This is a genomic window from Spirosoma sp. 48-14 (genome assembly GCF_001898575.1).
GTDB lineage: Bacteria > Bacteroidota > Bacteroidia > Cytophagales > Spirosomataceae > Spirosoma.
On the sequence record NZ_MKUD01000028.1, the window covers coordinates 68,878 to 90,528 of the forward strand.

16 protein-coding genes are annotated in these 21,651 nt (G+C 48.0%); 5 read left to right on the forward strand and 11 right to left on the reverse strand.

Annotation, left to right across the window (positions count from 1 at the left end; translation table 11 throughout):
* Positions 1 to 79: 79 nt before the first annotated feature.
* The 8 genes from BGO59_RS16465 to BGO59_RS16500 all read right to left on the reverse strand — a co-directional run bounded on the left by BGO59_RS16465 (position 80) and on the right by BGO59_RS16500 (position 12,852).
* Entirely contained in the window at positions 80 to 667 is a 588-nt protein-coding gene (locus tag BGO59_RS16465) for a carboxymuconolactone decarboxylase family protein (RefSeq protein ID WP_293684723.1), read from the reverse strand.
* Positions 668 to 759: 92 nt separating this feature from the next.
* Positions 760 to 1,314: a peroxiredoxin gene (locus BGO59_RS16470; RefSeq protein ID WP_020598868.1), complete on the reverse strand. Its 555-nt coding sequence runs from the start codon at positions 1,312 to 1,314 to the stop codon at positions 760 to 762.
* A 325-nt stretch (positions 1,315 to 1,639) separates the two neighbouring features.
* Positions 1,640 to 4,321: an ABC transporter permease gene (locus tag BGO59_RS16475; protein ID WP_293684724.1), complete on the reverse strand. Its 2,682-nt coding sequence runs from the start codon at positions 4,319 to 4,321 to the stop codon at positions 1,640 to 1,642.
* 88 nt (positions 4,322 to 4,409) lie between these two features.
* Complete coding sequence (locus BGO59_RS16480) at positions 4,410 to 7,043, reverse strand: ABC transporter permease (RefSeq protein WP_293684725.1); 2,634 nt, start codon at positions 7,041 to 7,043, stop codon at positions 4,410 to 4,412.
* Positions 7,044 to 7,134: 91 nt separating this feature from the next.
* Positions 7,135 to 9,771 (reverse strand): ABC transporter permease, encoded by a 2,637-nt coding sequence (locus BGO59_RS16485; RefSeq protein ID WP_293684726.1) that lies wholly within the window; start codon positions 9,769 to 9,771, stop codon positions 7,135 to 7,137.
* Positions 9,768 to 10,094, reverse strand: coding sequence for a PadR family transcriptional regulator (locus tag BGO59_RS16490; RefSeq protein WP_293684727.1), 327 nt, complete (start codon positions 10,092 to 10,094; stop codon positions 9,768 to 9,770). Before BGO59_RS16490 ends, BGO59_RS16485 begins: the two co-directional genes overlap by 4 nt.
* A 407-nt stretch (positions 10,095 to 10,501) precedes the next feature.
* Positions 10,502 to 11,533 carry a right-handed parallel beta-helix repeat-containing protein gene (locus tag BGO59_RS16495; RefSeq protein WP_293684728.1) on the reverse strand — a complete coding sequence of 344 codons (1,032 nt, stop codon included), beginning with the start codon at positions 11,531 to 11,533 and terminating at the stop codon, positions 10,502 to 10,504.
* Positions 11,534 to 11,580: 47 nt separating this feature from the next.
* On the reverse strand, positions 11,581 to 12,852 hold the full coding sequence (locus BGO59_RS16500) for a hypothetical protein (protein WP_293684729.1): 1,272 nt from the start codon (positions 12,850 to 12,852) through the stop codon (positions 11,581 to 11,583).
* A 110-nt stretch (positions 12,853 to 12,962) separates the two neighbouring features.
* On the opposite strand from BGO59_RS16500, the gene BGO59_RS16505 reads away from it, so the two are divergent.
* The 5 genes from BGO59_RS16505 (at position 12,963) to BGO59_RS16525 (ending at position 18,798) form a co-directional block, all read left to right on the forward strand.
* On the forward strand, positions 12,963 to 14,243 hold the full coding sequence (locus BGO59_RS16505) for a hypothetical protein (RefSeq protein ID WP_293684730.1): 1,281 nt from the start codon (positions 12,963 to 12,965) through the stop codon (positions 14,241 to 14,243).
* Between the two features lie 419 nt (positions 14,244 to 14,662).
* Entirely contained in the window at positions 14,663 to 15,277 is a 615-nt protein-coding gene (locus tag BGO59_RS16510) for a DUF6088 family protein (RefSeq protein WP_293684731.1), read from the forward strand.
* A complete protein-coding gene (locus tag BGO59_RS16515) occupies positions 15,270 to 16,310 on the forward strand; it encodes a nucleotidyl transferase AbiEii/AbiGii toxin family protein (RefSeq protein ID WP_293684732.1) in 1,041 nt (346 codons plus the stop codon). Before BGO59_RS16510 ends, BGO59_RS16515 begins: the two co-directional genes overlap by 8 nt.
* 57 nt (positions 16,311 to 16,367) lie before the next feature.
* Complete coding sequence (locus BGO59_RS16520) at positions 16,368 to 17,177, forward strand: helix-turn-helix domain-containing protein (RefSeq protein WP_293684734.1); 810 nt, start codon at positions 16,368 to 16,370, stop codon at positions 17,175 to 17,177.
* Positions 17,178 to 17,364: 187 nt separating this feature from the next.
* Positions 17,365 to 18,798, forward strand: a complete 1,434-nt coding sequence (locus BGO59_RS16525; protein WP_293684736.1) for an alpha/beta hydrolase — start codon at positions 17,365 to 17,367, stop codon at positions 18,796 to 18,798.
* A 38-nt stretch (positions 18,799 to 18,836) separates the two neighbouring features.
* Here BGO59_RS16525 and BGO59_RS16530 read toward each other — a convergent pair whose 3' ends face one another.
* The 3 genes from BGO59_RS16530 to BGO59_RS16540 are packed head-to-tail and all read right to left on the reverse strand — an operon-like array spanning position 18,837 to position 21,607.
* Positions 18,837 to 19,856: an OmpA family protein gene (locus BGO59_RS16530; RefSeq protein ID WP_293684738.1), complete on the reverse strand. Its 1,020-nt coding sequence runs from the start codon at positions 19,854 to 19,856 to the stop codon at positions 18,837 to 18,839.
* A gap of 33 nt (positions 19,857 to 19,889) precedes the next feature.
* Complete coding sequence (locus BGO59_RS16535) at positions 19,890 to 21,140, reverse strand: hypothetical protein (protein WP_293684740.1); 1,251 nt, start codon at positions 21,138 to 21,140, stop codon at positions 19,890 to 19,892.
* Positions 21,137 to 21,607 carry a hypothetical protein gene (locus BGO59_RS16540; RefSeq protein WP_293684742.1) on the reverse strand — a complete coding sequence of 157 codons (471 nt, stop codon included), beginning with the start codon at positions 21,605 to 21,607 and terminating at the stop codon, positions 21,137 to 21,139. Before BGO59_RS16540 ends, BGO59_RS16535 begins: the two co-directional genes overlap by 4 nt.
* Between the last annotated feature and the right edge of the window lie 44 nt (positions 21,608 to 21,651).

Below are 21,651 nucleotides of genomic sequence, written 5' to 3' on the forward strand. Positions count from 1 at the left end.
AAAATAGAATCCCTTCAATCACCATTTTTCAGTAATTAGGTGGTGATTGAAGGGATTCTATTTTCAAAAAAGTTATGCCCTAGAGCAGCGTGATGAACCCTTTGATTACCGACGCCAGCCGAATCGCATCGAATACACGGGCTTCGCTGGCACCATGTTTCAGCACACTCTCTTCGTGCGACCGTACGCAGAGTTCACAGCCATTGACCGCCGAAACGGCCAGGCTCATCAATTCGAAAAACTCTTTGCCCAGCACTGGATTCATCATGATACTCATGCGAATACCCGGCTGCGTTTGCTGATAATAGTCTTTGCCAACAAAGTGCCGGAACCGATAAAATACATTGTTGGTGCTCAACAGCGACGTACAGGCAATCGTTTCAGCCACTTCGGCATCCGAAGCCCCTTCCTGTTTTGCAGCACCTGTCAGCGAGTCGACCAACGGCTGGTGTTTTTCATTTACAGCAACCGAAAGTGCCAATAATACCGCTTCTTTCTTTGTCAGGTTCTGACTGCTATTCAGCACATTACCGACATTTATTTTCAGATCGCGCAGATACCGATGCTCGGCCTGGGCCAGCGCGTCGAGTCGGGGATACTCCCCTTCGGCACTCAGTCCCACCAGGTTCAGCAGCGACGTAACGGTTTCGTTTTGTGTAGTTGTCATCTTTTTAAAGAGCGAAAGAGTGAATGAGCGAAAGAGTGAGTGAGTGAGTGAGTGTTTCAGCAATTCGCTCTTTCACTCTTTCGCTCTTTAAATTAGGCCGTTAGCGTGGCTTCTCCTTTTGTCCAGTTGCAGGGGCAGAGTTCGTCGGTTTGCAGGGCGTCCAGTACGCGGAGTACTTCGTTTACGTTCCGGCCTACCGACAGGTCGTTTACGCTTACCCAACGAACAATACCCTGTGGATCAACGATGTAGGTAACCCGGTACGCTACTTTCTCGTTGGCTTCCAGAATGCCCAGATCTTCGGCCAGCGATTTCGACGTATCGGCCAGCATCGGGAACTTCAGGCCACGCAGATCGTCGTGGTTTTTGCGCCAGGCCAGGTGAACGAATTCGCTATCGGTCGAAGCACCAATCACCATCGTATCGCGATCCTGGAAATCCTCGAACTTCTTGTTGAATTCAGCAATTTCGGTTGGGCAAACGAAGGTGAAATCTTTTGGCCACCAGAACATGACCAGCCACTGACCAGCCGCCTTGTGATCTTCCGACGAGATTTCGTAAAATTCTTTATCCTTATCCAGCGAAACAACAGCTAACTTCTTGAATTCAGGAAATTCCGACCCGACAGAAACAATATGATTTTTCATAGAATTTATGATGGTTGTATGCAACACATGTTCTTATTCAAGTGCAAATTAAACCATCCATGCGTTCTAGAAATATGATTTTTATCAATCACCTCATAGAGAAAAACTATCAAAATTCAGAATAAATAGTGGATATCAAGTATTTAAGCCTCATTCCGACCAGTGGCCCTCAAAAAACTTATTGAAAGAATAATACTATTCATTGAAAGGATACCAGATGTGATTTTATTGATATTCCAGATGTAGAGACGCGATACCTCGCGTCTCCTGTGCGTCAGCAATAAACCATCCGGTCAGGAGACGCAAGGATGCGTCTCTACACAAATCATTCCGACCGTAACGATTTGACCGGATTCATCAAGGCGGCTTTGATGCTTTGAAAACTCACCGTCAGCAAGGTAATCATCAAAGACCCAGCGCCTGATACGGCAAAAATCCACCACGACAACTCGGTCCGGTATGCATACTTTTGGAGCCAGTTTGTAAGTGTATAGTAAGCAATGGGCGTGGCGATACTGAAGGCAATACCTACCAGAATTATAAAGTCCCTCGAAAGCAGTCCCCACAGATTTAGCACACTCGCTCCCAGCACTTTGCGAACCCCAATTTCTTTGGTACGCTGCTCGGCCACAAACGAAGCCAGCCCAAAAATACCCAGGCAGGAAATAAATATGGCCAGAACAGCAAAGACCAATGCCAGTTTACCAATGCGCTGCTCGGTCGAAAATTTAGCAGCAAAATCCTGATCGACGAAGGAATAGGTAAATAGCGCCGAAGGTACTGTTTTGCGAATAACCGATTCAATACTGGGAAGGGCGTCCTGTGCACTGACGGTGGGTTTCAGCCGTAGGTTGAGCCGGGCTGCGGCTCCGTATGTAGCGTCCAGAAAATAAAAGCTTCGTTTCACCGGCTCAAAGGGTGAATCCATCACCATATCTTTAATGACCCCGATGATCTGGCGTTTCCAGTGGAAATCCGGTTGCCGAATATAAGCCCCAACGACCCATTGACCGTTGCGCTTTTTCAGGCCCAGATACCGGGCCGCCGTTTCGTTGATAATTACCGCGCCTGAGTCAGTGGCGAACGCTTTGGAAAAATCACGACCAGCCACAAATTGCCAGCCTGCCATTCTGCCAAAATTGGTGGAGATGTCCATTACCGCAAAACCAGACTCTGCTTTGGGTGGTTTGTTATCCCATTCGAATCCACCTATGTTATTCCAGACGCTGGTTAGTGGACTTGACGAATAAGCCACCTGATCAACCACTCCCGTCGCCATCAGTTCCCGCTGCAGAACCTCTTCTTTTCCTTTGTAATTCGGATCATTCATCGGAATCGACAGCAGCCCTGCCCGTTCATAACCCACCGGCCTGTTCTTTACATATTGAATCTGTTTATAGACGAGTAGAACGCCAATAATCAATACAACAGATACGGTAAATTGCACAACCACCAGCACCTGGCGAGGGAGCGAAGCCAGACGACCCATTCGAATCGTGCCTTTCAGAACTTTGATAGGCTGAAAAGAAGACAGGTAAAAAGCCGGGTAAAGCCCTGCCAACAGAGCGGTTACTGTCAGAAACAGAACACTGGCCAGCCAGAAAGAAGGCATTTGCCAGGGAAAGGCGATGGCTTTATCAGCCAGTTCATTGAACCACGGCAACGACAGCAACACCAGCCCCAACGAACCCGCAAACGCCAGCGAAACCACCAGAAAGGATTCACTCAGAAACTGATTGACCAGTTGCGATTTAACCGAACCTACCGCTTTCCGAATCCCTACTTCTTTAGCCCGTTTCTCCGAGCGGGCCGTACTTAAGTTCATAAAGTTGATACAGGCCAGCAACAGCACAAATCCACCCACAATGCCGAACAGCCAGACGAAGGTGATGCGCCCACCCGATGGACGTCCGTCAGTAAACTCCGAGTACAAATGCCACTGCCGCATCGGATACAAATATGTTTCCACCTTATAGTCACGGGCACCAGATACAAAATCAGGGGGCGAATTCTTTTGGTAAAAATCATTGATAGCGGCATTGACCGTTTCCATCGACGTGTTATCCGCGATCTGGACATCAATGGGGAAGGAACTACGCCCCCAATCGTTCTCACTAGCTTTCACCCAATCGTTCGAGGATACCCACAAGGCCCAGGGGGCAAAAAACTGCAAATCGCTATAGGTCGAATTTTTGGGTAGATCGGCATAAATACCGGTCACCGTTACATCCATGCGGTTATCAAGTTTCAACCGTTTCCCAACGGGATCTGTCTGCCCAAAAATGGCCTCAGCGGCTGTATTGGATAGTATAATCGAATGTGGATCGTCCAGAGCCGTTTGGCTACCATGCACCATCTGAAGCGATAGCATATCGATCACCCCGCCTTCGATAAACTGGCCCTTTTGGGTGTATTTTTTCTGCCCATCTGCTACCATGTAGTTTCCCGGCCAAAATCCGATCAGGATATGTTTGAAATACGACGCATACTTCGCTTTAAGCATAGTCGCCATTGGAATCTGACAGGCATCAGTACCCTGCGAAATGCCAGTCGATGGCTCCGTAGCCACACGCCTGATCCGCGCAATGCGGTCATACTTCGGAATCTGTTTATCGAAGCTCAATTCATCATACACCCACAGGCCAATAAGCATCGCCACACCCATCCCGATGGACAGGCCGCCAATGTTGATAGCCGAATAGGCCTTGTTTTTGACCAGATTCCGGAAAGCGATTTTGAGATAGTTGCGTAACATGGTTGTATTTGTTGGTTTGGGGTAGGTATTGTTTGTGTTTGCAGAAACAAGGCATGCCTTGTCTCTACGCATCAGGCTGGGTCGCAACAAACTCACCACATCGCGCACGTATCGCCAGCGGGCCTGCCGCAATCCAAACTCCCGGATGCGCTGCTGAAACAGCTCATCCAGATCGCCCTCCAGTTCTTCGGCCCGGTGGGGTGGGCAGAACCAGTGTAGCAGGTAGGTGGCGAAACGGGGTGGGTTCATCATGGATAATGAAAAATGAATAATTGATAACGAATAATGAGGGACGTCATTTATGGCAATCGGGTATTATGCATTCTTCATTGTCCATTTTTCATTCCGACCGCAGGGAGCGAACTGGGTTCATCAGCGCGGCTTTAATGCTCTGGAAGCTGACAGTCAGCAACGTAACGGCTAACGCTCCTAAACCAGCTATCGCAAAAATCCACCACGACATATCTGTATGGTATTCGTATTTCTGAAGCCAGTTGTTCAGGGCATACCAGGCTATGGGCGTAGCGATGCCAAACGAGATGATAACCAGTATCAAAAAATCCTTTGAGAGCAGAGCCCACAGATTCGTCACCGATGCGCCGAGCACTTTCCGAACGCCGATTTCTTTCGTGCGTTGTTCGGCTACGAAGGAGGCTAATCCAAACAATCCCAGGCAGGAAATCAGAATGGCGAGGATGGCAAAACCGGATGCCAGCTTTCCGATACGTTCTTCGGCCGCAAACTTTAGGGCATACTGTTGATCGGTAAACCGATAATCGAACGGGCTGCCCGGATTGAATTTATGGAAAACACCTTCGATTTTAGCCAGGGATTCTCGTGAGCTGCGGGCTGGATTAAGCTTGATATTGATCACATTCGCCCAGCCGTAATTCAGCACATAAACCGTTTGGGTAACCGGCTTAAACGGCGATTCCATAATCATATCTTTAATGACGCCCACAATCCGGTATTGGGTATCGTTCCATTTGACCTGCATCCCAATAGGGTTTTTAACGCCCATGTACCGAGCGGCCGTTTCATTGATCACCATGCCCAAAGAATCGCTGGTAAATTGCCGCGACAAATCGCGCCCTTTTACAAACTGCCACCCCACCGTTCTACCAAAGTCGTGGGTAACGGCAATGGTCCCGAAACTCTCTTTAAAGTTGGGATCTTTTCCTGGCCAGCTAAAACCGCTATTCTGCGAATTCAGATCGGTTGCCGGAGCCGATGAAGTTGACATATCCACCACGGCTCCTGTTTGGAGAAGGGCATCCCGTAGAGCATTGTAATGCTGATATAACTCCGGTGTATTCATCGCCACCGTGATCAGTCCAGTGCGGTCATATCCGACTGGACGATCTTTAGCGTATTGAATCTGCCGGAATACAATGATCGTTCCAATAATCAGTGTCACGGAAACCGTAAACTGCACCACCACCAGGACCTGACGCGGGATCGATGCAAATCTCCCCACCCGGAACGTGCCTTTTAGCACTTTAACCGCCTGGAACGACGACAGATACAAGGCAGGGTAGCTACCCGCAATCAGTCCGGTTAGCAGACTAAAGCCAACACCACAAAGCCAGAAGACGGGATTCGTCCATAAAATACCAATCTGTTTATCAGCTACTTCATTGAATATCGGGAGTATCAGCAACACGAACAGAATAGACACTACGAACGCAAACGCAACCACCAGCAGCGACTCGCTGAAAAACTGACTGATCAACTGACTCCGTACCGAACCAACGGCTTTCCGAATACCCACTTCTTTAGCTCTCTTCTCAGAACGGGCCGTACTCAGGTTCATGAAGTTGATACAGGCCAGCAGCAACACAAATACCCCAATGATGCCGAACAGCCAGACATATTGTATCCGACCTTCGAGGTTGCCCGATTTATCCCAACCTGAGTAGAGGTGCCATTGGCTCATGGGAAGTAGGTATACCACGGGCTTGATAAACGCGACTTCGGGATTATGCTTCAGCCGTATGTTTTTGATTTTGGCTGAAACCGCATCGAAATCAGCGTTAGGGGCAATCTGCACCAGCACCTGCCAGGAGAAATTTCCCCATTCAACATTATCCTGCGCCCGTTTTACCCAGCTTTCCGATGCCACGTACAGATCCCAGGGAGCGATAAACTTCATATCCTTGAACTCCGTATTGTACGGAAAATCTTCATACACGCCCGTTACTTTAACATCGAGCTTGTTATCGATCTTCATCAGTTTACCCACTGGATCGGTTTCACCAAATAAGGCTTTAGCTGTTGTCTCCGATAGCAAAATCGAATTGGGGTCTTTTAAACCCGCCCGCGTACCACTAAGCATGTTCAACGTAAACATATCGGGCGCATCGGCACTCAGGTAATTGCCCATTTTGGTTAATTTTTTCTCACCATAGGCCAGAATATGGTCTTTAGTCCAGGACGACATGACGACATGCGAAAAATCATCGCTGTAAATCGTTCGCAGTTCGGGGCCCATCGGTGCCGGATTGTATTCGCCATGAAACACCTCTCCATTAAACTCACCTTTTTGCATGACTTTGGCAATGCGGCCGTAGTTATCAAAATATCGATCGTACGACAGTTCATCGTATATCCAGAGACCGATCAACATAGCGACGGCCATACCAACAGCCAACCCTCCGATATTGATGAATGAATAGACCCGGTTCTTGGCCAGATTCCGGTATGCGATTTTGAGATAGTTGCGTAACATGGTTGTATAGGCTGGTTTGGGGTAGGTATTTTCATTTGTAGAGACAAGGCATGTGTTGTCTCTACGGATCAGGCTAGGACGCAACAAACTCACCACATCGCGCACGTATCGCCAGCGGGCCTTTCGAATGCCTAATTCCCGCACGCGCTGCTGAAACAGTTCATCCAGATCGCCCTCCAGTTCTTCGGCCCGGTGGGGTGGGCAGAACCAGTGTAGCAGGTAGATGGCGAAACGGGGTGGGTTCATAATGGATAATGAAAAATGAATAATTGATAACGAATAATGAGGGGCGTCATTTATGGCAATCGGGTATTATGCATTCTTCATTGTCCATTTTTCATTCCGACCGCAGGGAGCGAACCGGATTCATCAACGCGGCTTTAATGCTTTGGAAGCTGACGGTCAACAACGTAACCGTCAATACACCGAAACCTGACAAGGCAAAAACCCACCACGACAATTCGGTTCGATACTGGTAGCTCTGAAGCCAGTCCGATAGTAGATAATACGCCAGCGGAGTCGCCAGGCAAAACGCGATAACGACCAGTATGACAAACTCCTTCGAGAGCAGTTGCCAGACGTTGAAAACCGATGCGCCGAGCACTTTGCGGATACCAATTTCTTTCGTCCGCTGTTCGGCCATGAACGAGGCTAACCCAAACAACCCCAGGCAACTGATCAAAATAGCCAATATTGTAAAGCCTCCCGCCAGTCGCCCAACCCGTTGTTCGGCCCCAAATTTTCGGTCATATTGTTCGTCGGCAAATTTGTAATCGAACGGCGAATCGGGGCTGTAGCGTTTAAACACCTGCTCTACTTTCGCCAGCGATTCATTAGTCGATAACTGCGGAGCCAGCCGGATATTGATGGTATTGACATTCCCGTATTCAACAGCAAAAAACGATGGGCTAACTGGCCTGAACGGATCTTCCTTGATCATATCTTTGACAACGCCAATAACTTTAAACTGGCGGTTTGGGGAGCCCCGACGAACGATTTCTCCGATTGGATTCTTGAATCCCATCAGTTTGACGGCCGCTTCGTTTAAGATGACCGACGCGGTATCGGTTGAATAGGCTCTTGAAAAATCCCGACCTTCCTTAATCTGCCAGCCAACCGTTTTGCCATAATCGTGCGTTATGTAGTTTGTCATAACCAGAGGCTTACTACCAGGCTTTTTGCCTTTCCAGGAAATATCGGTGGTGCCACCAGCCTGTACTGTTATCGGATTCGATGACTCCGACATATCGGCTACGGCACCTGTATTGAGCAGATCATCCCGTAAGGCCGTATAGTGCCCGTACAACTCAGGTGCGTTCATCCCGATTTCGATCAGCCCACTACGGCTATACCCCACCGGACGGTCTTTGGCATGTTCGATCTGCCGGAAGACGATAATGGTGCCAATTATGAGTGTTACTGAAACGGTGAACTGAAAGCCCACCAACACCCGACGTGGAATAGTAGCTGAGCGGCTGGTTCGCATAATGCCCTTGAGTACCTTAACGGGCTGAAACGAAGACAGGTACAGCGCCGGATAGCTCCCCGCAATCAGGCCCGTTAGCAGGCTGAAACCTAAACCAGCCAACCAGAATAGTGGATCGGCCCACAAAATGGTCATCTTTTTTTCAGCCACCTGATTAAAGAAGGGAAGCGTAAACTGTACGAACAGAATGGAAACAGCAAACGCCAGCAACGCCATAAGCAGTGATTCACTGAAAAACTGGGCAATCAACTGGGTGCGTAGCGATCCGATTGCCTTCCGAATCCCGACTTCTTTGGCTCGTTTTTCACTTCGGGCGGTACTCAGATTCATGAAATTGATGCAGGCCAACAGCAACACAATAACACCGATACTACCAAACAACCAGACAAACGTAATGAGCCCACCTGTGTTGATGCCGTCTTTAAAATCGGAATACAAGTGCCACCTGCTCATCGGATGCAGGTAAAATTCAGGTTTATAACCCGGCGGGTTATCCCGCTTCATCCGTATGTCTTTGATTTTAGTCGATACCTGGCGGAAGTCGGCACCAGGTTTGAGTTGGACGAAAATCTGATATGAATTGGAATCCCATTCATCACGGTCGCGCTTGGCATTCTCATCATTAGCCGCATAAAATTTCCAGGGAACCAGAAACATGACATCATCGAACGTACTGTTGGCTGGAAAATCCTCATAAACACCCGCCACTTTCACCGTCTGTTTATTGTCCAGTTTGATCAGCTTATTAAGTGGGTTCCGGGTATCGAAAAGTGCTTGCGCAAGCGACTTCGACAGCAAAATTGAATTGACATCATTGTTCCCAAACCGTGTGCCCGATAGCACATTTAGCGATAGCATGTCGATAAACTCAGGTTCAACGTAGTTTCCGGTTTTTAGCAGCTTGCGATCACCAGCAGCTACAATCACATCGCGCGATTTCGACAGAGCAACCGACTCGAAATCAGGATAATGGCTCCGTAGTTCCTGAGCCAGCGGAATGGCCATTATATCGTAAGCAACTTTCTCTACGTCAAACTTTACAAACTGCCAGAGCATAGCCAGCCGATCATGCTTCTTAAACTGTCGGTTGAACGAAAGCTCGTCGTACAGCCAAAGGCCAATGAGCATCGCCACAGCCATACCCGACGCCAGCCCAAAAATGTTGATGAAGGAGTAGACCTGGTTCTTGGCCAGATTCCGAAAAGCGATTTTGAGGTAGTTCCGTAGCATGGTTGTATGTGTTGGTTTGGGGGATATATTATTTGTGGTTGTAGAGGCAAGGCATGCCTTGCCTCTACGCATCAGGCTGGGTCGTAACAGGCTCACTACATCGCGCATATACCGCCAACGGGCTTCTCGTAGGCCAACTTCATTGACTCGCTGCTGAAACAGTTCATCCAGATCACCCTCCAACTCTTCGGCCCGATGCAAAGGCAGGAACAGATGAAGAAAATGTGAGATAAAGCGAGGAGGATCAGTGTGTTTCATGACCAGGCCGTTCGGGGTATTGCATCCCACATTTGATTGCGCAGTTGCCGAACTTCTTCCAGCACCCGACGGCCGTAAGCGGTTACAGTATATAGTCTTTTCCGACGCCCACCGCGCTCGGCAGTCATACCACCCATTTCCGAGCTGACCAACCCTTTTTCCTGAAGTCGGTTCAATGCCGAATGAACGGCTCCCAGATTGACAGTACGCTCCATCTGCAGCTCAATCTCGTTGACGACTGCCGCTCCATAGGCATCGCCCGCCCGAATCGCAACGGCCAACAGCACGACTTCTTCAAACTCACCTAAATAAGTCCCTTTCATACGCAAGGATTAGTTGTGTAAATGTATAACAAATGCCTTGCCACATATCAAAACAGGCCAATCCAGCGAGAATTGGCCTGTTTTGATAAAATTCCATCTAATCAAACTGTCCGTTTGTGGACAGTTTTTGTACGAACCTGGACAACCGTAAAATCGGGAACCGTTTAGCAATCAGTAATAATCTGAAAAATTATTACACAATTTTTCAGACCGTTTAACAAACGCTACCGTTATAATGTTATACACTCATGAATCGCTAATAGACAGAGACGCTGTAAAAGGCATCTGATTTTTAAGTAATAACTGTTCTAGTAAGCGAACTAAAAAGCCAGTCAACGTCACGTCGTCTGGCTTTTTTAATAGACAATAAAGTAGGGCGTAGCCCGTAAGCACAGCTCTAATCAGTCTTATTGCTTCGGTTTCTTAAAAATGCCAGCCTTCAACGCATAGCCTTCAGACTGTGGCAACGGATTCAAATAGTCGGCTGGTAAGCCATTGGTTTTCACCTCACTCAATACAACAGTCCCCGATTTTTTCACATTCTGTTCGACCTGATTATTTTCTGTGGCTTCTACAGCCCCTTTGGGACCAAAAAATCCCATGTAATGCGTGTTTCCAGCCATGACCGAATTCCAAAAGGTATACCTGGGCGCGGTGTTTTCGGGTCGGAGCCAGACGTACTCACAGTTGGTGATCAGGTTGTTGCTAAATTGAAAGTCAGGGTCATTTTTGCCGAACCATACCGCAGCTTCGTAGGAGCCGGAAACAATCGAATTCGTCAACGAAAAATCGCTGATGGATTTGAACAACAGCAGGGCGTTTTTACAGCCGTAGAAAATGGTGTGATCTACGTGCGTCCCCCCTCCATGCGCCCAAATAGCGCCCTGAATAGGCGATGAGTTTTTCTCACCAATGAAATAGCACTGCGAAACTGTCAGTCCGTTCAGGGCTTCGTTTTTTCGGGAGATGGGGTAGTAATAGTTCACAGCCGGATTGGCATTCCCAACAAACTTGAGTCCCTTGAAACGCACATTATTCTGGTCCACTAAAAAACCCACTGAGTGCGCAAACTGAACCGTTGAATTGTTGGCCGACACGCTTTGAATGACCGGCATTTTGGTGGGCTTCCAGTCATCATCATCGGGCATAATAATGGCTTCCAGCGTGTACGAACCTGCCTTGTCGGGCTGTTGCTTTGTTCTAAGTTCGGCCAGGTTCTGGAGCGTGTATAAGCCTGGAAATAGTTTAATAGTTACGGGTTCGTTCCCCGAAAAATCGTGCGCCAGTGCTACGGCTTTTTCGATACTAGCCACAGGCGAAGTCTGCGTGCCGGAAGCGTTATCTTTGCCATTGACGGCATCGACATACAACGTCTGGGCATTGAGCTGCGACAGACTAAAAACACTGATAACGAGGAGACTTTGAAAGAACTTGTTCATGTTATATACTGATTGACAAGCTAAAAAGTGGGATTGGGTTTCTGCGTCTATTTCATCGTCTGAATGCCGACGGTGTCGTCCAGACGAGCCACGATGCCCCAGCCGTAGAAATAGTTGGCCAGCCCAATCAGGATTTCGTTATTACCCTCTTTTAGCGGCAGCCGGATGGTCGTATTCTCGATTGTACACCGACCAGCCGGGTATTTCTGCTGCGGGGTGCCGAAGTAATTTTTGTCGGCATATAGGAATTGCCCATTTACAAACACCCATACCTCGTCGCTAAAGCCCAGATTCAGCAGCCGTTCCTGCGCTTTATCGGATTGAATACTGGTTTTGAGCCAGGCCATCAGCCGAACTTCACCATCTTTATGGGCATACCGTCGGCTCAGGTTGACCATATTCCGGCTTTCGGCTTTGATGGGCGACCAGCGCGTAGTGCTGTCGGGGAGTTCAGCCCGGCCCGCTTTTCCGTAGGTACTCTGTACGCCAACGACCGGCTCTTTGCCAAACGGAAATATGACAGGCTCACTGACCAGCCAGTTTCTCAGATACCGGGAATCATGAGCCAGTACGTTATAACCAGCTTCTGGATTGAGTCCTTCGGTAGCATCAAGCTTGATGACGAAATTGGCATAATTGACCGCACCGCTCAGCGATATACTCCCCGATAGTTCCGGGCTTTCCAGTTCCGGTACAATCAGCGCTGGTTTGCTCATGTCGTTGACATACGCTTTCATCTGCCGACCCGAAATCACCAGCTTTACGTGGTTCCAGCCCGTTTCGGCGATGGTAGCGCCCGTCTGGTATTCGTCCGTCATATCCCACATCCTCATTCCCTTAATGATGGGGGCATATTGCAGCGTGGTCCGAACATCGGGCGTCACTTTCCCAAACGAACGTATGTAAAAATTTTCGCCATTCTGCTGATCGGCGTCCATTCGGAAATTAATACCCGGAAAGCCAGGGCCCGTAAGTTCGACGTCGTATTCAATGGTACCATTGCTGAAGGTCACATCTTTCAGCACGATGCTTTTGGGACCTTTTATAATTTTCATGATGCCAGCCTCTTTGCCAGTCATGAATTCGACCTGCCCCGGAGCATAACTCCACCGTTCGGCAGTCATTGGGATGTGTAGTTCCTGCGGTTTACGGGCAGTCGTTTTCTGAGCGTATACTGGCCGAACAAAAACCAGCAGAACAAGCAGAAGAAAAGGAAGTCGGTACATACGATTAGTGATTAAGGCGTTCGGATTGACGAAAAAGTGATTCGTGATCGTTTGAAAGGCAACAGGCTGCATCGGAATTGATCGTAAAAACATGTAAACTCGTACACTGATTAAGAATACGCTAGCAAACGTATCGCAAAAGGACATCTGCGTAAAATCATTCCGAATTCAAGTTTTTTCAAGTTATATCACACTGACAGACAATGGTTTCCGACTCTACCGATTTGCTCCGTTGCAAACAATTGATCGAACAGAAACTCGATTGGGGAGCGGTCGAAACCTGGACCAGTACCGATTTTGAGAATCTACAGCAACGGATTCTGGACGAAACCGGTGTCTCGTTAAGCGCGAGTACGCTACGAAGAATCTGGGGACGGGTAGATTATCAGCATCTACCCAGTACTACCACACTCAATACGCTGGCTCAGTTTGCCGGTTATGCCGACTGGCGGCAGTTCGTTCGGTCGCAGGAAACATCTGTTGAATCGCCATCTCAAATCGCGGAACCGACGGAATCAATTCTAGCTATACCGATGAAGCCATCCATCAACTGGCGTCGGCTAGGCTGGATGTCAGGCGTTGTACTTGTGGCCGTTCTGCTTGGCGTAGTGGCGTTTGAGCAGAAGAATCCGCAGGTCGATGCCACTCAGTATAGCTTCAGTAGCAAACCACTCACCCGCACCATTCCAAACTCGGTTATTTTTACCTACGATGCCTCAGCTTCTCCAACCGATTCGGTCTATATTCAGCAATCCTGGGATCAGACCCGCCGTGAAGTGGTCGCCAAAGACGGAAATACCCACACATCCATCTATTATGAACCGGGGTTCTACCGGGCCAAGCTGGTGGTGGGTCATGAGGTTGTGAAGGAACATTCGCTGCTGATTCCCACCAATGGCTGGCTAGGTACCATTGCCACGAAGCCGGTACCAATTTATTTGAAGTCGACTGATTTTATAGCACAGGGGCAGCTTCGGCTGCCCATCACCGCCATTCAGCAGAAAAACGTAGCCTTACAGCCCGAAGCCCCTTTAGTGAAGTATTTCAACGTCGGCAATTTCGAACCCGTACCCGTAACGGATTTCGCTTTTGACTGCCGGGTAAAAAATGAATACAGCGAAGGTTCCGCTACCTGCCAGGTATCATGGATTGTGCTGATGACCAACGACATGCCCATCTCAATACCGCTCTGTACGAAAGGCTGCGTTTCGGAACTGATGCTGATGGACGGAGCACGGACTGTATTGGGGAAAAACACGGATTTGTCCGGGCTGGGCGTCGACTTTTCCGATTGGGTCCATGTAGCCTGTCATAGCGATGGGCAAAAACTATATTATACTGTCAATGATAAAGTGGCTTATTCAGCAGCACTTCCAGCGAAGAAGGTAGAAATCATAGGACTCGTCTATGGATTTCGGGGAACGGGAGCCGTAAATGATATTAGATTACGCACAAAGGATAAGCTCGTATATCAGGCATTTTAAGCAGCTTTAAAGCCAATGACGGAAATCTTCGACAACATCCGAAAGCTGTACAATTCTATGTTCCGAACAACGAAATGAAGGAGTATATTGAGTTCATTTCGGAATGATCTATAGATCACTTGGTTTCAATTTCAATTCTTTTCGACAATTAATACCAATATGAAAACCCTTAAATTTCTTACGCGACAAGGTCATCAACGACAAAGAAAAAATCAGCAAAGCGGCTATTTAGAAGCAACTTGAAGAGCTTATCTTCCTCTTTAGCGACGACACCGCTAATGAACTGGCCGAACGTTACGAAACACCAATACCGTAAAGAATTGAACTGGCGCGTGAAAGGCCACCTTAGTACAATGGGCTTCATGGTCTGATTTCGTCGCAAATTATTACTAAATTTGCGACGAAACGTATATAAAAAAATGATAGAAAATACTGAAATACAAATACTTGAAGAAGTATTACGTTCCCGAAAGGGTACAGTGTTTTTCGTCGATAGTTTTTTACGTATTGCTACTGCGAAAACGGTAGCCAAAGCACTGGAGCGATTAGTACTAGATGGGAAGTTATACCGTGTTGCTACTGGTATGTACGTAAGGCCCGTTGAGGACGAGATTCTTGGGCCGATTCTGCCAGGAATTGAAACCATTGCGGCTGCCATTGCCAAACGCGACAAAGCCCGGATAGCACCCACTGGCAGCTATGCGCTTTATAAATTAGGACTTACTACACAGGTTCCGTTGAACATCGTTTATTATACCGATGCATCTCCGAGAAAAGTAACAGTAGGCAAACAGACAATTACTTTTAAGAAAGCCAGTGCCCGAAATCTGGCAGCTACCGGCGAAATCAGTAAGCTAGTCATTCAGGCACTGCGTACCATTGGCAAAGACAAGGTAACGGCTGATGAATTACGACTTATTGGAGAGCGGCTTAAAGACGAAAAGCCACATCATCTCCAGCACGACATTAACGTAGCGCCAGAATGGATAAGGCAACTCCTGCGCCCACTCATCAATACACGTATGCATGATTGATAAAGTACGTTTGCAGACATGGTTGCAATTGCCCGATGCAACCAGGCTAGCTATTTTTACTGAAACAGCCCGGCGCATGGGATTGCCCGCTGTGGCTATCGAGAAAGATTGGTGGGTGGTACATACACTGGATTTGGTGTTTTCGATGGAATGCGCCCCTGCGCTGATCTTCAAAGGCGGCACATCGTTAAGCAAAGGCTGGGGCTTGATTCAGCGGTTTTCCGAAGATATTGACCTGGCTATCGACCGGGATTACCTTGGCTATCCGGGCGATCTGGACCGGCAAACCATCAAAAAGCTTCGTAAAAAGTCGTACCAATTCATGACGGAAACGTTCCTACCAGAACTCACCACTACATTCAACGAAGCTGGCTTTAGGGGTGTAACCGTAGGCTATCAACATACGGGGCATTCGGATCAGGACCCGGTTATTATTGAGATTTATTATCCAAGTCTGACCGAGCAGGAGACATACGTAAAGCCCCGTGTGCTGGTTGAGGTTGGTTGTCGATCGCTGAGGGAACCAACCACCGCCCGAACCTTTACGACACTGGTTGCGGAGCAGTTTAGCGACCGTCCCTTTGCCGACGCGCCAATAACCATCCCGGTGGTAAATCCCGAACGAACCTTTCTGGAAAAAATCTTTCTGCTACACGAAGAATTTCAGAAACCCGCCGACAAAATCCGAGTCGATCGCCTGAGCCGCCACCTGTACGACATTGAAAAGCTAAGCCAATCTGCCTTTGCCGACATCGCTTTAAACGATACTGATTTATACCAAACCATTGTGGACCACCGCAAACGGTTCACCTCCATTGCCGGGATAGATTACAGCAATCATAGCCCCGACAAACTGGCCTTTGTGCCACCTGACCACTTACTAGCCGAATGGCAAGTCGATTATCGCCAAATGCAGGAAAACATGATTTATGGCGAAACACTATCGTTTGCCGCCCTTATTGAAAAATTATCGATCTTACAAAATCGCATCAACAGCATTAGTGGAAGTGGAGCAGAAACATACAGGGTTTAAACAAACGGAGATACCGATTGGACATATTGATAAAAGAAGTTCCCTATCCATAAAAGAATGACGGAGATATTTGACAACATCCGAAAGCTTTATCGCTTCTACATTCCCAACAATGAACTGACGGATTACATTGAGTTCATTTCAGAATCGTCGGCAGAAGAAACCTTTCGGCACGTGGCCAATAATTCGTTTACAGTCAGGATGTTTCCGAGCTGGACCCCAACCTGTTACATCAATCTAGGGGAACCGTATCAGCTAACTGTGGGCCCAACAGTATACCAGATTCAGAAACAGACCGATGTGCTCATTCTGCGCAACAACATCGTTGAGCGGCATAATCTGCCGACCGATCACATTTTCACGATCAAGTTTTTTCCGGGCGGTCTGGAAGCCATTTCAGGTATCAATCAGGTTCAATTCAAAGATCAGGTGGTGCCGCTGGAAACGGTTTTACCCATCCTGCTTATTCAGCGCATTAAACAGGCCATCCATTTCGAAGAGCGCGTCCATCTGATTGAGTCATTCTTTTTAAACCAGTTACAGGACCGTAAAAAGGCCGATCATTACCGGACAATGGTGAGTGATACGATTGGTACGTTCGGCGCGAACGGCATGGAACTAAACACGAGCCAACTCGCCGATCGGATGTTTCTGACATCAAAAACCATCAATCGGTATTTTCATCGGGTTATCGGCACCCCACCCAAGCAATACCTTTCGATGATGAGAGTGCGGGCAGCTTTATCCAGTTATGTTGCCCATAACGATCGCTTCTCACCCGATGACTTTGGCTATTACGACATGAGCCACTTCTACAGGGATGTCGTCAGATTTACGGGGCAGAAAGTCAACGAGCGCAGAACGTAAGAACGAACAGATTACCTCATCAACCTGATTGTTTTGGGGCAATAACAACGTGGCTCTGTTCAGGAATGGATACAACCTGTACGATTTCGAAAGTAACTTTTCAATAAGCTGCCTGGATTGAGAATGTCCGTTTTTTACTAAAATCGGCGTGAAAATTCCGATTCATTTGCAGAAAAAACAGCAGCTGATGAACCGATTATCAATCGTTACCGTACTCATTCCCCTTTTCGTTTCATTCCTGACCCCGGTTAGAAGCCAGCCGGGTGTTGTTCGCCAGTTAGAGGCTTGCCCTTGCCAGGTCAACATAGACAGCAGTTTTCGGACGCATTGTGCCTATCTGATTGTCCCCGAAAATCGGAAAAAGAAGAATGGCAAAACCATTAAGCTGCCTTTCATTTGGGTCGAGAGTAAAAATCCTGCTAAACGGAAAGACCCCGTGCTGTTCACGAGTGGTGGCCCCGGCGGCAGTTCATTAGGCTGGGCTCAGGGTGCATCGAAGTCGCTCATTATCAATGACCGCGATTGCATTGCTTTTGAACAGCGAGGTACTCATTTTGCGGTGCCGAACCTGTGGAGTAATGAGTTGTCGGATGCCATCGCAGAATCCTATCGGAGAAATCTGGACAAAGACAGTATGGTAGTGGTTGGGGTAAAACGCTATAAAAAAGCACTGGAAGCGAAAGGCATTGACCTTACTGGCTATAATACCGATGAAACCGTATCGGATATGCACGATCTGCTGGCAACGCTCAAGGTCGATTCGGTCAATTTAATTGGCATTTCCTATAGTGGTGGCTTAATGACTGCTGTGCTCCAGCGCGACCCTTCACGAATTAGGTCTTTAATCCTGGATTCACCGCTGCCAACGTTTGTACCGATTGATGAAGATGAACCAGCCAATTTTGCCGAATCCCTGAACGTGCTGTTTCGGCATGTAGAAAGCGATTCGACGGATAAAGCGCGTTATAGGAATCTGAAGGCAAAATTCGAGCAGTATTTTACTGCTATCGACGGCAAAAAGTTTACAATGCCTTACGTAGCCAAAGGTAAAACGGATACGCTACTGATCAACTATACGCGTAGGGAGTTGCTGGATATTCTGGTCAATACATCGATGAAGGAAGTGCCGTATGCTATCACAGAAATGATAAAAGGTAACCACAACCGATACATAAGGCCTTTCCTGGAGCACAAACTCGAACGAACAAACGGCCCTTCAGGTATGCGTATTTCTGTGTATTGCGCCGATCAGACAGCGTATCACAGCGAAAAAGTTCTTCAGCAACTCTATGAAGTCTATCCGTACCTAAAGGGCTATCCTATTAATGACGTGTATAAAGCCATGTGTGATTGCTGGAACGTACCGCCCATAACACCAGCCACTAAACAGCCTTTTTATTCAGCGAAACCAGCCTTACTGGCCGACGGTGAAATGGATAATGCCTGCCGTCCACTGTATATCGACAGGATTCATCACTACATGCCCAATAGCCAGCGAGTTTTGTTTAAGAATCACGCTCATGGCGTTGGTGGGGCCGAATGGGGCCGTCTGATACAGGAATTTCTGACTAATCCGTACCAGAAATTACAGTCTTCTAAACCGGAGGTTGTCGTGTATTGAACGCGTGGATCAAGGAGCGTGATGCAAAAACCGTAGAGTCAAATTTTCACAAATTCCACCCTACGGTTTTCGGTTTTACCTTCCACGGTTTTGTTATCGCCGATGGGCTTAGTTTCGCCATACCCTTTGATCATCAGCCGACTAGCATCAATCCCCATCGATACCAACTGAGCTTTTACGGCATTGGCCCGTGCTTCCGACAGTTTGAGATTGCTGGCATCATCACCATCCGAATCGGTGTGGCCGCCCACCTCAAACTTAAGCGATGGATTTTGTTTGAGAATGTTGGCAATGGCATTGATTTCACCCATCGACGCCGGTTTGATGACGGCTTTGTTGACATCGAAGTTGATCCCGTGAGAGATGTATTTGCCATCGGTAAAGGCTTTGCCAATCAGGTTTTGGTCACCGCCAGCCGCTAGTTTAAAATTCTTGAATGCCATGGGTTTGCCTTCACTGGCATCCCCTTTTACCAATAAGCTGGTAGCCTTAAACGTCACATCGGGCACAGTCAGAACCCTGTACTGATTGACATATACTTTTAGCTGGTTACCTTTTACAGCAATGGCATAGTGAATCCATTTGTTGAAATAATTTTCGGCCCGGACCTCTTCCGGGTTGTCGCCATTCAGTTTCCCTTCTGGCCCGTAGAAGGTGGTATAATCCCGGTTCGTTTCCACAGTAATAACGGCATCCTCACCATTCGTGAACTCAACCCTCACTCCCGGATTTGAGTCGTAGCCAGCATCCAGCCAGGCATCAAATTCGACGGTAAAGTCTTTCGGCAAATAGGCTGGCGTTTTAACGCGGGGGGCTAAAGCCGTGTAAAATTTGGTAATGAAAAAGGCTTTTTCGTCGCCTGATTTGTTTACAACGGCCTGCCCTTCTTTCAACTTCCAGTGGGTACCGAATTCGCCCACCTGACTATCCTGAAAGTCATCGCTAAAGATGATCTTATCCCCGGCTACAAAATCATAATTCTGATAGGCCTTCATATCCTGAGCGAATGCGCCTACACCTGTAAGCAGGGCAATGCCCAATAAAAAGTACGTTTGCATAATTCGTTTTTCGTGATTGTGAATGGTTAAATTTTAGAATCGGTCGGCCTTCCGACGTACTTTGAACCGGCCATTGATTTGGGCGTTGGGCCGTTTTTTCTGATCGTTATCCAAAGGTTGATTGAGCCGATAGCCTACTTTTACGTCGCCCGTAAATGTACCTTCAATAAACCCACCGACGGGATCATAACGCGTAACCGTCACCGTCAGCCCATTGGCATCAAAACTGTACTCGCAGCCATCCCAGCAGTTAATGCCTCCCGAAAACGACGCCTTTTCGGCACCGGCATAAACCTCAAATGTGCCTGTTTTTCGGATGAATGGGATAGTAATATCCAGAAAGCCGCTCTTCATTTTCGTTTTAAAGTCGTCATCTTCCTGAATCAGAATACGCGTTACGGCATTTTCAGTGGTAGTTGGGTTAGGGTGGTTATTGCGTAGATAACCGAATTCACCATCGCTGGAATGCTTCAGGCGAATATGCCGATTCTGAAAATTACCTCCGTTGAGGGTGAATTCTATTTCATTGATGCCAGCCAGTGGGTTGGTCAACGGTTTTTCAACTTCGTTCGCGACTGCCTTTGCCGATGAAATCGCCTGATTACTTATTTTCTGCGCTCCTACCAACGTACGCAAAGCAGCTATATCCATCTGTTTCAAAAAATAGTCGAGCACGGCAGGCGATCCTTTCACCTCCAGAAGCACCGTTTGAATCTGAGTCATTGGCATTGCCCGGTTCAAAGGAGCCAACAGCGAATAAGCCATTCGCTGGTCATCCAGGGCTTCGGCCTTCGCTGTATTCCAGCCAATTCCCATCATCAGCCGGCTTTCATGTGGACCGATCAGTGCCAGATCAAACGACGGGAAACCGCGTTTCTGGGCAGTGCCATCTGTTTCTAACCGACTACTGAAACCATTTACCCGAACCTTAATCTCACACTCGGTTTCATCCAGCATCTTCTGAACACCGGCCACATCTACGGCTATTTTTCGCCATTGATCTTTTTCGGCCTCACTCACATTCTGCCGGACATAGCGAATCGAATAACCATGTGCGAACGGGTACTTTACGGCTGCCCCCCCGTCGTGAAACCAGGTGACGCCCGTCGTTTTCGATTCGTCCTCAACTCGCCAATCTGGCAGGTCATGCGGTAATGCTTTCTGAATGATCGTTTTTACCCGCTCATCTTCGGCGGTTTCAGCTTCCAGAGCCGGACGGCCCTCCTGCCCCAAACAGGCGCCTGATACCATGCAACCGATCAGCAGCAAAAGAGCTGTTTTCATAGTTTCAACGCTTTGGCTAAGGCTTTTACAGCTTCGGCATCAGGCTGATTGGCACCATTTACGTCCAGCAATAGCGTGTTATCTACAGTCAGCGATGCAGTAGCTAATTTTGTCTGTTTCATAAACGTAACACTCCCTTTGGCACGGCCCACAACCAGCTTTTCGTAGCTGTGCGCACCCGCAGATGGGTCATCGCCCTGCCGATTGCCACCAGCGCCATAGTCCACCATCGTGGGATTGCCCTTCGGATATTCGGTTAGGGAGATCGTAATGATCTGTTTGCCATTGCTGTATTTCTGCGAACAGGTGTTCATGGGCGGTAGACCAGCCATGTTCATCGACGTACAGTCGGGTTTGCCCACGGGTTTATAACCTGCGGTTGCTGGTGGGAATAGCGTCGTTAACTGGCCATAGGTAAGTCCATAAGCAGCCAATAACAGAAAGCAACTCATAAGGGCTCGTTTCATAATCGGGAATGGAGGTCTGGGAAACGAGCCAAAAGTAGGAAAAT

Excerpts from the sequence above, each read along its gene's own strand:
- BGO59_RS16470 (WP_020598868.1), bottom strand. The coding sequence starts at position 1,314 with ATGAAAAATCATATTGTTTCTGTCGGGTCGGAATTTCCTGAATTCAAG.
- BGO59_RS16520 (WP_293684734.1), top strand. The coding sequence starts at position 16,368 with ATGACGGAGATATTTGACAACATCCGAAAGCTTTATCGCTTCTACATT.
- BGO59_RS16500 (WP_293684729.1), bottom strand. The coding sequence starts at position 12,852 with ATGTTTTTACGATCAATTCCGATGCAGCCTGTTGCCTTTCAAACGATC.
- BGO59_RS16490 (WP_293684727.1), bottom strand. The coding sequence starts at position 10,094 with ATGAAAGGGACTTATTTAGGTGAGTTTGAAGAAGTCGTGCTGTTGGCC.
- BGO59_RS16485 (WP_293684726.1), bottom strand. The coding sequence starts at position 9,771 with ATGAAACACACTGATCCTCCTCGCTTTATCTCACATTTTCTTCATCTG.
- BGO59_RS16475 (WP_293684724.1), bottom strand. The coding sequence starts at position 4,321 with ATGATGAACCCACCCCGTTTCGCCACCTACCTGCTACACTGGTTCTGC.
- BGO59_RS16540 (WP_293684742.1), bottom strand. The coding sequence starts at position 21,607 with ATGAAACGAGCCCTTATGAGTTGCTTTCTGTTATTGGCTGCTTATGGA.
- BGO59_RS16495 (WP_293684728.1), bottom strand. The coding sequence starts at position 11,533 with ATGAACAAGTTCTTTCAAAGTCTCCTCGTTATCAGTGTTTTTAGTCTG.
- BGO59_RS16465 (WP_293684723.1), bottom strand. The coding sequence starts at position 667 with ATGACAACTACACAAAACGAAACCGTTACGTCGCTGCTGAACCTGGTG.
- BGO59_RS16510 (WP_293684731.1), top strand. The coding sequence starts at position 14,663 with ATGATAGAAAATACTGAAATACAAATACTTGAAGAAGTATTACGTTCC.
- BGO59_RS16505 (WP_293684730.1), top strand. The coding sequence starts at position 12,963 with ATGGTTTCCGACTCTACCGATTTGCTCCGTTGCAAACAATTGATCGAA.
- BGO59_RS16535 (WP_293684740.1), bottom strand. The coding sequence starts at position 21,140 with ATGAAAACAGCTCTTTTGCTGCTGATCGGTTGCATGGTATCAGGCGCC.
- BGO59_RS16480 (WP_293684725.1), bottom strand. The coding sequence starts at position 7,043 with ATGAACCCACCCCGTTTCGCCATCTACCTGCTACACTGGTTCTGCCCA.
- BGO59_RS16525 (WP_293684736.1), top strand. The coding sequence starts at position 17,365 with ATGAACCGATTATCAATCGTTACCGTACTCATTCCCCTTTTCGTTTCA.
- BGO59_RS16530 (WP_293684738.1), bottom strand. The coding sequence starts at position 19,856 with ATGCAAACGTACTTTTTATTGGGCATTGCCCTGCTTACAGGTGTAGGC.
- BGO59_RS16515 (WP_293684732.1), top strand. The coding sequence starts at position 15,270 with ATGATTGATAAAGTACGTTTGCAGACATGGTTGCAATTGCCCGATGCA.